We start from the raw sequence: 13,170 nt of genomic DNA, 5'->3' as shown, positions 1-13,170 counted from the left end.
CCACCCCACCGGCATCCGCACCACCACACGCGCATCCGCCACCACCACCGGACCAAAACTCCGCGGCACCAAACCCAGAACCCGATCACCCACCACCAGACCCGAAACACCCGGGCCCACCTCAAGCACGACGCCCGCGGCTTCGCTGCCGAGCAGAGGCTCGCCCGGGTACATCCCGAGACTCATGAGCACGTCGCGGAAGTTCACGCCGGCGGCGCGCACCTCGATCCGCACCTCACCCTCCGCGAGCGGCGCCCATGCCTCGGGCGCCGGCACGAGGGACAGCCCCTCCAGCGTGCCCGAGCCCGAGGTGTCCAGGCGCCAGGCCGGCTCACCGGCCGGCGGCAACAGCCCCTCACCCGAGGCCGCCCGCACCAGACGCGGCACCAACACCCGACCCTCACGCACCGCAACCTGCGGCTCACCGCAGGCCAAGGCCCTGGCGAGGTCCTCACCTGCGGCGACCTCGACCGCCGGATCGAGGTCCAGCAGCAGGAAGCGTCCGGGGTTCTCCGTCTGGGCGGAACGAACGAGCCCCCACGCCGGTGCGTACAGGAGACCTGGCAGCTCACCGCCGCTGGTGGCCACCGCGCCACGGGTGACGACGACCAGCCGCGAGTCCGCGAGCCGCTCCTCGGCCAGCCACTCCTGGAGCAGGGCCATGGCCTCCGCTGTGACGTGTTCCGCGGCACAGGACACGTCGTCGCCGTCCATCGCGGCGGACAACCCGACCATGACGAGAGCCGGAGCCTCCGCGCCCTCGTCCAGACCGGCGATCAACGTCGGGAGATCGGCGTACCGGGAGCCGCCTCCCCCGGGGAGGTCGACCTCACCCAGCACCGACCAGGCGGTCTCCGGGACGGAGTCCTCGACGGACGCACCCGTCCACTCCAGGCGGTAGAGCGACTCCTGCTCCGCCCCAGCACCACTCGAAAGGGCCAACTGCTCAGGCGTGACCGAGCGCAGGGTCAGGGACTCGGCGGCGGCGATCAGTGCGCCTGAGTCGTCGGCGATCCGGACGCCGACCGACTCCGCGCCGGTGGGGGTTATGTGGACGCGGGCGGTCGTGGCGCCCACCGCGAACAGCGACACGTCTTCCCACATGAACGGCAGCCGCAGCCCCTCGCCCTCGGACTCCGCGGCCAGCACCACATGCAGGGCGGCGTCGAGCAGGGCCGGATGCATGCCGAACCGGGCAGCGTCCTTCCGCGGCTCCTCCGGCAGGCTGACCTCGGCGAACAGCTCCTCCCCGCGCCGCCAGGCCGCCGTCAGCCCCCGGAACGCCGGACCGTACCCGTACCCGGCCAACTCCGCCCGCTCATAGAACCCGGCAACATCCAACGCCTCCGCACCAGCCGGCGGCCACGCCTCAAGCCCCACGCCCGGTTCGGGGCGGGACTGCGGTGAGAGCACTCCCCGGGCATGCTCCGTCCAGGCTGCGTCCACTCCAGCACCCTCAAGCCGCGAGTAGACCGCAACAGTCCGAACCGCCTCGTCGCCGTCCTGTTCAGGGCCGACGACCACCTGAACCTGGACCCCGCCCCGCTCCGGCACCACCAACGGCGCCCGCAACGTCAGCTCCCGCACACACCCGCAACCCACCTCGTCCCCAGCCCGCACGGCCAACTCGACAAAACCCGTCCCCGGGAACAGCACCGTCCCCGCCACCGCGTGATCCGCCAACCACCCCTGCCCACCAAGCGACACCCGACCGGTCAACAGCACGCCACCATCCGACGCCGACCCCACCGCAGCCCCGAGCAACGGATGCCCGGCAGCGGTCAGACCGGCACCACTGACATCCGCAACCCCAGACCCAGCCTCCTCCAGCCAATAACGCTCCCGCTGGAAGGCATACGTCGGCAGCTCCACCCGGCGAGGCTCATGCCCCGCGAACACCGCAGGCCAGTCGACGGTGACCCCGCTGGCCCACAGTCTGGACACGGCCGAGGTGAACGTCTCCACCTCGCCCTTCCCACGCCGCATCGAAGCCACGAACACCCCGCCACCCTCACCCTCACCCTCGACACATTCCGAAGCCAACGCCGTCAACGACGCATCCGGACCCAACTCCCAGAACTTCCGCACCCCCGCAGACCACAACCACCCAACACCATCACCGAAACGCACCGCCTCACGCACATGCCGCACCCAATACCCCGGCGAACACAACTCCTCCCCCGCCAAACCACCCGACACATTCGACACCACACCCAAACTGGGCGGACTGAACGAAATCCCCTCCACCACACGCCCGAACTCCGCCAACATCGGCTCCATCAACGCCGAATGAAAACCATGCGACACCCTCAAACGACGCGCCTTCACCCCCGACACCGCACACCGCTCAGCCACCACATCCAACCCCGCCACCAAACCCGAAACCACAACCGACGACGGCCCATTGACCGCCGCCACCTCCACACCCACAACCCCAGACAAAACCTCCCCAACCCAACCCAACGAAGCCTGCACCGCAAGCATGCCCCCACCCCCCGGAAGCGCCTGCATCAAACCACCCCGCGCAGCCACCAAACGACACGCATCCTCCAACGAAAACACCCCCGCCGCGAACGCAGCCGCCACCTCACCCACCGAATGACCCACAACAAAATCAGGCCGCACCCCCCACGACTCCACCAACCGCCACAACCCCACCTCCACCGCAAACAAACCCGCCTGCGCAAACACCGTCTCATCCACCAACCCCCCCACACCCGAACCCACACCAGACCCCAACACCTCACCCAACGACCGCGGCAACAACCCCTCAAACCCCCCACACACCTCAGCAAACGCCTCCCGAAACACCGGAAACACCCCAGCCAACTCCGCACCCATCCCCAACCGCTGCGCACCCTGACCCGAGAACAACACCGCAAGACGACCATCCACCACAGAACCCCCAGCCGAAACCACACCACCAAGCCGCTCCCGCAACTCACCCACATCCGCACCCCACACCACCGCACGACGCGACAACGCCGCACGACCCGACGCCAACGACCACCCCACATCCACCGCACCCAACCCAGAACCCACACCAGAACCCACACCAACACGCTCAGCCAACCGCCCCGCCTGAGCCACCAACCCCGCATCCGAAGCCGCCGACAACACCCACGGCACCACACCCACACCCGAACCCGAACCGGAAACACCCGAAACCTCAGCAGCCTCCACCCCCGGAGCCTGCTCCAACACCACGTGAGCGTTCGTACCGCCGATGCCGAACGCCGAGACAGCCGCTCGACGTGCCCTGTCGGCCTGCGGCCACTCGGTCGCCTCGGTGAGGAGTCGGACGTTGCCGCTCGCCCAGTCGACGTGGGGGCTCGGCTCATCCACGTGCAGGGTGCGGGGAAGCTCCCCCGCCTGCATCGCCATCACCATCTTGATCACACCCGCGACACCCGCCGCGGCCTGCGTGTGCCCGATGTTGGACTTGATCGAGCCCAGCCACAGCGGCCGGTCCGCCTCCCGGCCCTGCCCATACGTGGCCAGCAGCGCCTGCGCCTCGATCGGGTCGCCCAACGTCGTCCCCGTACCGTGCGCCTCCACCACGTCGACATCACCCGGGGCGAGCCCGGCATTGGCCAGTGCCTGACGGATCACCCGCTGCTGCGAGGGCCCGTTCGGCGCCGTCAGACCGTTCGACGCACCATCCTGGTTGATCGCCGATCCCCGCACCACCGCCAGCACCCGATGCCCCTGACGACGCGCGTCCGACAACCGCTCCAGCAACAGCACACCCGCGCCCTCGGACCAACCCGTCCCGTCAGCCGCGGCCGCGAACGGCTTGCACCGGCCGTCGGCGGCGAGACCACCCTGGCGGCTGAACTCCACGAAGGTCGCCGGTGTCGGCATGACGGTGACGCCGCCGGCCAGGGCCATGTCGCACTCGCCCTGCCGCAACGACTGCGCCGCCAGGTGCAACGCCACCAACGACGACGAACACGCCGTGTCCACCGACACCGCCGGACCTTCGAGACCGAACGTGTAAGCCAGACGCCCGGACAGCACGCTGGCCCAGCTTCCGGTGCCGAGATATCCCTCGACCTCTTCCGGAACGGTGCTCAGTCGGCTGGCGTAGTCGTGGTACATCACGCCCGCGAAAACACCGGTACGACTCCCCCGCACCGCATCCACCGCGATACCCGCCCGCTCGAAAACCTCCCACGACGTCTCCAACAACAAACGCTGCTGCGGATCCATCGCCACCGCCTCACGCGGCGACACCCCGAACAACCCCGCATCGAACTCCGCCGCCCCATACAAGAACCCACCCTCAACCGCAGCAGACCGCTCCCGCAAACCGCCCAGATCCCAACCACGATCCACCGGAAAACCACCCACCGCATCACCACCACCCACAACCAAACCCCACAACTCCTCCGGCGACGACACCCCACCCGGATACCGACACGCCGCACCCACAATCACCACCGGATCATCCACACCAACCCCCGACACCACACCCGCACCCACACCCGCTACAACACCCTCAGAACCCTCAACACCACCCACCAACTCACCCAACAACAACCCCGCCACCGCAACCGGAGTCGGAAAATCAAACACCAACGTCGCCGGCAACCTCAAACCCGACGCCTCACCCAACCGATTCCGCAACTCCACCGCCAACAAGGAATCAAAACCCAACTCCTTGAACGTCCGGTCGGTGTCCACCGTGCGGTCGGATGCGTATCCGAGCACCAGGGCGACGTTGACTCGGACGAGGCTGAGCAGTTCGTGCTCCTGCTCCTCGCGCGTGAGGCCGGCCAGCCTCCGGCTCAGGGAGTCGGCGACCGCTCCGCCCTGCGGGGCCGCGGCCGTCCGGCGTCCGGCGCCGCGGACGAGGCCTTGAAGCATCGGTGCGAGGGTGCCGTTCACCGCGTGGGAACGCAGAGCACCCTGGTCGAGCTTGGCCGCGACCAGGGCTGCGTCGCTCCCGGCAGTCCCCGCGTCGAAGAGGTCGAGACCCTGCTCGGTGGGCAGCCCGACGATTCCGGCACGGGCCATCCGCAGGACGGCGGTCTGGTCCATGTGGCCGGTCATGCCGCTGGCGTCCTCCCACAGTCCCCACGCCAACGACGTAGCGGGCAACCCTTCGGCCCGACGCTGCTGAGCCAGCGCGTCGAGGAAGGCGTTCGCCGCGGCGTAGTTGCCCTGCCCGGGGCCACCCAGAACCCCCACGACCGAGGAGAAGAGGACGAAGTGCGACAGGTGCTCGCTGTCACGGGTCAGCTCGTGCAGGTGAACCGCCGCATCCGCCTTCGGCCGCAGCACCCGCTCGAACCGCTCGGGCGTGAGCCCGGTGACGACGGCGTCGTCCAGGACTCCGGCCGTGTGCACGACGCCGGTCAGAGGACGTGCTCCGGGTATCCGTTCCAGCAGCGCGGCTGCCTGATCCCGGTCGGCCACGTCGCACCGGGCGACCTCGACCGAGGCTCCCTGAGCCTCGAGTTCGGCAACCAACTCCGTGGCACCCGACGCCCCCAGGCCCCGGCGGCTGGTCAGCAGAAGATGCCGTACCCCGTGCTCCCGCACCAGGCGCCGTGCCACCAACGCACCCAGGGTGCCGGTGCCACCGGTCACCAACACCGTCCCGGTACCCGACCACCCCGGGGACTCCTCGCCCGTCGTGCCCGCCGCGCGCACCAACCGCGGCGCCGCCAGCTCCCCGCCTCGCACACGGACCTGCCACTCGCCCCCACTCACCGCGGCGGCCAGCGAGGACACCGATGCATCGATGCTCGGGCCAGCGCTGTCAGGGTCGACGTCCACGAGCGCGAACCGCCCCGGGTTCTCCGCCTCAGCCGAGCGCAGCAGCCCCCACACACCCGCCGCGGCCAGGTCGGATACGCCCTCGGCCGCCGTCGCCACCGCACCGCGCGTCGCCACGACGAGACGGGATCCAGCCAACCGCTCCTCGGCCAACCAGTCACACACGGTCTCCCAGGTACGGATCAGCGTCTCGTGCGCCACTACCGCCTGGTCCGCCTGGCCTGCTTGGTCTGCCCGGCCCGGTCCCTGGCCGCTTTGGACGCAGAGCACCGCGGCCAGCGGCGGCTGCTCCAGAGCCGCAAGCGCGGCCACGCTCGGGTGCTTCGGCAGATGGAACCCGAACGCGTCCTCGTCGCCCAACAGCGCCCACCGTTCCAGCTCATCGGCCCGAGGATCCAGCGTGAGGGGCTGCCACTCCGTGCGCAGCAGCCCGTCGCGCTGCGCCGCGCCGCCGGTGTCGAGACGCTCGACGTCGACCGGCCGCAACGCCAACGACTCCGCCCAGACCACGGGCGCCCCGGCGGCGTCGGCCACCAGCAGGGACACCGCGTCACCACCCGCAGGCGCCAGGCGCACGCGAACGGACGAGGCCCCCACAGCGGCCAACGAGACACCCGACCACACGAACGGCAGGAGGGTCTCACCGCCGCCCACCGGGAGCGCCGCGTGCAGCGCCGCGTCCAGCAGCGCCGGGTGAATCCCGAAGCGGCCGGCCTCGCCCTGCTGCTCGTCCGGCAGCACGACCTCCGCGAAGAGCTCCTCTCCCCGCCGCCACATCGCCTGAAGCCCCTGGAAGACCGGACCGTAGCCGTAGGAGGCAGCGCTCAGCCGCAGGTACCGGTCGCGCACGTCCACCGGCTCCGCGCCCGCAGGAGGCCAGGCGGCGAGGTCTTCAGCCGGAACGGACGGCGCCTCGGCCTCCAAGATCCCCTCAGCGTGCCGGATCCAGAGCTCGCCCCCACCGTCCGTGCCGGAACCGGCGGGCCGAGAGTAGATCGCCAGCGACCGCCGTCCCTCCACGTCCGGCGCCCCGACGACCACCTGAACCTGAACGGCCCCCTGGTCGGTCAGGACCAGCGGCGCCTGCAGCGTCAGCTCACGCACATACCCGCAGTCGACCTCGTCCCCGGCCCGGACGGCCAGTTCCACGAACCCCGTCCCCGGGAACACCACGGTCCCGGCAACGGCATGGTCGGCGAGCCACGGATGGGTGCGCAGGGAAAGGCGCCCGGTCAGCACGGCGCCATCGCCTCCGGCCAAGCCGACGGTCGCGCCGAGGAAGGGATGCTCGGCCGCCTGAAGCCCGGCGCCGCTCACATCCCCGCTTCCCGCCGTGGACTCCATCCAGTAGCGCTGACGCTGGAAGGGGTAGGTGGGCAGATCAACCCGCCGCACGGAACGGCCCGCGTAGACAGCCGACCAGTCGACATCCACACCCCGGACCCACAACTCCGCCGCCGACGCGATGAACCGGGCCGACTCATCCTCCTCCCGACGCAACGTCCCCACGACGGTCGCCTCGACCTCGGCCGCCTCCGCGATCGCCTGCACACCCATCGTCAACACCGGATGGGCACTGACCTCGACAAAGGTACGGTGACCGGACCCCAGCGCCTCGGTCACGGCATCGGTGAACCGCACCGGCTCCCGCAGATTCGCGTACCAATACGCCGCATCCATCGTGGAGGTGTCCAACACCCCACCCGTCACCGTGGAGATCACCGGTACCCGGGACTCGTGCGGCTCCACGCCGGCCAGAGCCTCCAACAGCCGCGTGCGAATGTCCTCCACGTGGACCGAGTGCGAGGCGTAGTCCACCGGAACCCGACGAGCCCGCACCCCGGCCGCCTCCGCCATCGCCGCGATCTCCTCCAACGCCCCCGGCTCCCCCGCAACCACCGTCGCCGACGGACCATTCAGCACCGCAACCGAGACCCGGCCCCCGAACGGCTCCACCCACGCCGCCGCCTGCTCCACCCCCGTCGCCAACGACACCATGCCCCCACGACCCGCCAACTCCTCCCGGATCGCAGCCGACCGCAACGCCACCACCCGCGCCCCATCCCCCACACTCAACACACCCGCCACCACCGCAGCCGCAATCTCACCCTGCGAATGACCCACCACCCCAGCAGGCTCAACACCCAAGGACTCCCACACCGCCGCCAACGACACCATCACCGCCCACAACACCGGCTGCACCACATCCACCCGATCCAGCCAACCCTCATCCCCGCCCGTCAGCACCTCACGCAACGACCACTCAACGTGCGGAGCAAGGGCCGTCTCACACTCAGCCAGACGATCCGCGAACACCGGCGACGACGCCAACAGCCCCCGGCCCATCCCCAACCACTGCGAACCCTGACCCGGAAACACCAACACCACACCACCCGAACCACCCGAACCACCCGCAACAACCCCCGAAACCACGTTCCCCACCACCTCACCCGACGCCAACGCCCCCAACCCCGACGCCAGCTCACCCGACCCCGAACCCCACACCACCGCACGGTGCTCCCACACCGAACGCGACGACACCAGACCCCAACCCACATCAACCGGATCCAAACCCACCGAAGCCTCAGCCACACGACCCGCCTGCGCCGCCAACGCCCCCACCGAACGCGACGACACCACCCACGGCACCACCGACGAACCCGCAAGGCCGCGCCCACCACCCAGCACCGTCTCCGGCTCGGCGGTGACGTCGTCCGACCCCACCTCCTCGACGATCACATGCGCGTTCGTGCCCGAGACACCGAACGACGACACCGCACCACGACGCGGCCGGTCACCCCGACGCACCCACTCCCGCGCCTCACGCAGCAACCGCACACCACCCGACGACCAGTCCACATGCGGCGTCGGCTCATCCACATGCAACGTCCGCGGCAACACCCCGCACCGCAACGCCATCACCGTCTTGATCACACCCGCCACACCCGCGGAGGCCTGCGTGTGCCCGAAGTTGGACTTGACCGAGCCGAGCCAGAGCGGCTGGTCCGCGTCCCGGCCCTGGCCGTAGGTCGCCAGCAGCGCCTGCGCCTCGATCGGGTCACCCAACGTCGTACCCGTGCCGTGCGCCTCGACGGCGTCGACGTCGGACGGGGTGAGGTCGGCGTTGGCCAGTGCCTGGTGGATCACCCGCTGCTGGGAGGGGCCGTTGGGCGCCGTCAGACCGTTCGACGCACCGTCCTGGTTCACCGCCGAACCCCGCACCACCGCCAACACCCGGTGACCGTTGCGGCGGGCGTCCGACAGGCGCTCGACGACGAGCATGCCGGCGCCCTCGGCCCAGGCGGTGCCGTCGGCGGCCTCGGCGAAGGGCTTGCAGCGGCCGTCGGCCGACAGGCCCCGCTGACGGCTGAACTCGACGAACATCCCGGGGGTCGGCATGACGGTCACGCCACCCGCCAGCGCGAGGTCGCATTCGTCGTTGCGCAGCGACTGCACGGCCATGTGCAGGGCGACGAGCGACGACGAGCACGCGGTGTCCACCGTCACCGCCGGGCCCTGGAGGCCGAAGGTGTAGGAGAGGCGCCCGGACACGACGCTGGCGGCGCTGCCGGTGAGGGTGAAGCCCTCGGCGGGTTCGCCGGCCTCGTGGAGTCGGTCGCCGTAGTCCTGGGACATGGCTCCGGCGAAGACACCGGTCTGCGAGCCGCGCAGGGTGGCGGGGTCGATACCGGCCCGTTCGAAGGCTTCCCAGCTGGTCTCCAGGAGCAGGCGCTGCTGGGGGTCCATGGCCAGGGCCTCGCGCGGCGAGATGCCGAAGAACTCGGCGTCGAACTCGGCCGCGTCGTGCAGGAAGCCGCCCTCACGGGTGTAGCTGGTGCCGTGGTGATGGGGGTCGGCGTGGTAGAGGGCTTCGAGGTCCCAGCCTCGGTCGGTGGGGAAGGGGGTGATGACGTCCTGCTCCCCGGCGACGACGCGCCACAGCGCCTCGGGTGAGGTGATGTCGCCGGGGTAGCGGCAGGCCATGCCGACGATGGCGACGGGTTCCCCGGTGCCCGCGGAACCGGCCCCGGCCCCGGACCGGCGCCGACGGACGGACGCGGAGGCGTCGGCGGCGACGCCGAGGAGTTCGGCCCGGAGGTGTTCGGCGAGGGTGGCCGGGGTGGGGTGGTCGAAGAGCAGGCTGGACGGCAGCCGCAGGCCGGTGGAGGCTCCGAGCCGGTCGCGGAGTTCGACGGAGGTGAGGGAGTCGAAGCCGAGGTCCTTGAAGGACCAGGTGACGTCGATGCCGTCGTCACCGTCGGCGGGGTCGGCCGCCGCGCTGTGGCCGAGAACCATGGCGATGTCGGTGCGCACCTGGTCCAGCACGGCTCGGGTCTGCTCGGGGGCGCTGAGCGCGGCGAGGCGTGCTCGCCAGGAGGTCGGGGCGTCGGCGGGGGCGTCGGCGGGCGTGGCCTGACCGTGCTCGTGCTCCTCGGCCTCGTCCCCGGCCGAGGAGGCCCCCGGAACCGTTGCCGGGGCCGGGAACGCCCCCGGGGCCGGGACGTCGGACACCCCGGCCCCCGTGAGCCAGTACCGCTTGCGCTGGAAGGCGTAGGTGGGCAGGGGGACGCGGCGGGCGCGGGCCTCGGCGGTGAGGGCGGGGCGGGCCGGGGCGGCGCCGCGCACGTGGAGCCCGGCCATGGCGGCGGCGAGGCTGAGCGGCTCGGGCCGGTCGCGGCGCAGCACGGCGTGGAAGGCGGCGTCCCGCGCACCGCCCCGTGCGGGCTCCGCGCCGGTGCCGTCGGCCGTGGCGTGCCGCTCGGCGGCGCAGGCGCGTGCCATGGCGCACAGGGCGCCGTCGGGGCCGAGCTCCAGGAAGGCGGTGACGTTCTGGTCGAGGAGCCAGTGGACGCCGTCGGCGAAGCGGACGGCCTGCCGGACGTGCCGGACCCAGTAGTCGGGGGTCTGGATCTCGGCGGCGTCGGCGGGGCGGCCGGTGAGGTTGGAAACGACGGGGATGGCCGGCGGGTGGTAGTCGAGCCCTTCGGCGACGCGGCGGAAGTCGGCCAGCATCGGGTCCATGTGCCCGGAGTGGAAGGCGTGGCTGACGGTCAGGGCGCGGGTGCGGCGGCCGCGCTCGGCCCAGGCGGCGGCGAACGCGGTGACGGCGTCGGCGTCCCCGGAGACGACGCAGGCCCGCGGGCCGTTGACGGCGGCGAGGGAGAGCGCTGCGGCGCCGTGGCAGTCGGCTCGGTCGAGTTCCGCGGTGATCTCGGCTTCGGTGGCTTCGACGGCGACCATGGCGCCGCCCTCGGGCAGGGTCTGCATGAGCCGGCCGCGGGCGGTGACGAGGGCGCAGGCGTCGGGGAGCGAGAGCACTCCGGCGGCGTGGGCGGCGGCGAGTTCGCCGACGGAGTGGCCGAGGAGGTAGTCGGGGGCGATGCCGAGGGTGGAGGTGACGTACCGGTGGAGTGCGACCTCGACGGCGAAGAGGGCGGGCTGGGTGTAGGCGGTCTGGGCGAGCCGGTGGGTGTGCTCGGGGGTGGGCTCGGCGAAGAGGAGGGTGCGCACGTCGGGGTCGAGGTGTGCGCAGACCTCGTCCAGGGCCCGGGCGAACGCGGGCTCGGCCTCGTACAGTTCGCGGCCCATGCCGATGCGCTGGCTGCCCTGGCCGGAGAAGAGGAAGGCGGTGGCGCCGTCGTCGACGGTGCCCTGGACGACGGCGGGGTTGGGCCGGCCGGCGGCGAGGTCGGCGAGGGCGCGGGAGAAGTCCTCGTACTCGGTGGCGAGGACGACGGCGCGGCGCGCGAAGGCGGTACGCGTGGTCGCGAGGGAGTGGGCGACGTCGGCGGTGGACGGTCGGGGGTGTGGGTGTGTGTCGAGGTGGGCGCGCAGTCGGCGGGCCTGGGCTCGCAGGGCCGTGGCGGTACGGGCGGAGAGCGCCCAGCCCCGCACGGTGCCCGGGCCCGCGGCAGCGTCCGCGTCCGCGCCAGGAGTGGTGCCAGGGGCAGGCACGGCGTCGGCGCACCGGGCGGCGGCCAAGGTGTCCGCGCCCGTGCCCCCGTCCGCGTCCCCGTCCGTCGTCCGCGGGGCTTCGGCGAGGACGACGTGGCAGTTGGTGCCGCCCATGCCGAAGGAGCTGACACCGGCGAGGAGCCGGTCCTCCTCTCGGGGCCAGGCGCCGAGGCGGGTCTGGACGCGCAGTCCCAGCTCGCCGAGGGGGATGTCGGGGTGTTCCCGCTGGAAGTTGAGGCTGGCGGGGAGTTCGCGGTGGCGGAGGGCGAGGGCGGTCTTGAGGAGGCCCGCGATGCCCGCGGCCCCCTCCAGGTGACCGATGTTGGTCTTGACGGAGCCGACGGCCAGGGGGCTGCGGCCGGCGTCTCCCGAATCCCCGGACGCGGCGCCCCCGGACGCGGCGCCGCCGAAGACGCTGCCGAGTGCGGCGGCCTCGACGGGGTCGCCGCGGCGGGTGCCGGTGCCGTGCAGCTCGACGTACTGGACGTCGGCGGGTTCGACCCCGGCGCGCCGGTAGGCGTGGGAGAGGACGCGCCGCTGGCCGTCGGGGCTGGGCACGGTGAGGCCCTCGCCGCCGCCGTCGTTGCCGGTGGCGCTGCCGACGATGAGGCAGTGGACGTCGTCCCCGTCGGCCAGGGCGCGGGAGAGCGGCTTGAGGACGACGAGTCCGGCGCCCTCGCCGCGGACGTAGCCGTTGGCCCGCGCGTCGAAGGTGTAGCAGCGGCCGTCGGGCGAGAGGGCGCCGAACTTGGCGGCGCTGATGGTGCTCTCGGGAACGAGGTTGAGGTTGACGCCACCGGCGAGGGCGATCTCGCTCTCGCCGGTGCGCAGGCTTTCGCAGGCCAGGTGGACGGCGACGAGCGACGAGGACTGGCCGGTGTCGACCGTCATGCTGGGCCCGGTCAGGTGCAGGGCGTAGGAGATGCGGTTGGCGATGATGCTGCGGTGCAGGCCGGTGGCGCTGTGGGCGCCGATGGCCTGGGAGCCCTGCTGGTGCAGGAGGGTGGCGTAGTCGTCCCCGATGGCACCGACGAAGACGCCGGTGCTGCGGTCGGCGAGCGAGCCGGGGACGATGCCGGCGTCCTCCAGGCTCTCCCAGCCCAGTTCGAGCATCAGCCGCTGCTGCGGGTCCATGGCGACGGCCTCGCGCGGGGAGATGCCGAAGAAGGCGGCGTCGAAGCGGTCGACGTGGTCGAGGAAGCCGCCCCTGCCGGGGAGCGTGTCCTCGTCCTCCGGACGGTGCGGACCGGCTCGCCCGGGTTCGGCGCCGCCGTGGCGCTCGGCGGGCGTGTCGGTGACGGCTTCGCGGCCCTCGCGCAGCAGCCGCCAGAAGGCGGCGGGGTCGGAGGCGCCCGGCAGCCGGCAGGCGAGTCCGACGACCGCTATGGGTTCGGTACGGGCCGCGTGCGCGCCCGCGTCCGCGCTCGCCAC

The 13,170-nt window shown here is 71.8% G+C and carries 1 protein-coding gene (running past one end of the window); it reads right to left on the bottom strand.

The features are described 5' to 3' along the window. Positions 1 to 13,170, bottom strand: the 5' end (the start) of a protein-coding gene (locus tag O7609_RS15590; protein WP_269743729.1) for a type I polyketide synthase. It extends 23,304 nt beyond the left edge of the window; 13,170 of the gene's 36,474 nt are visible here — the first part of the coding sequence; it begins with the start codon at positions 13,168 to 13,170; the stop codon falls past the left edge of the window.

This window comes from Streptomyces sp. WMMC1477 (assembly GCF_027460245.1).
Classification (GTDB): Bacteria; Actinomycetota; Actinomycetes; order Streptomycetales; family Streptomycetaceae; genus Streptomyces.
The sequence above is the reverse complement of the archived record's forward strand: the minus strand, read 5'-3'. Positions and strand labels throughout refer to the sequence as shown.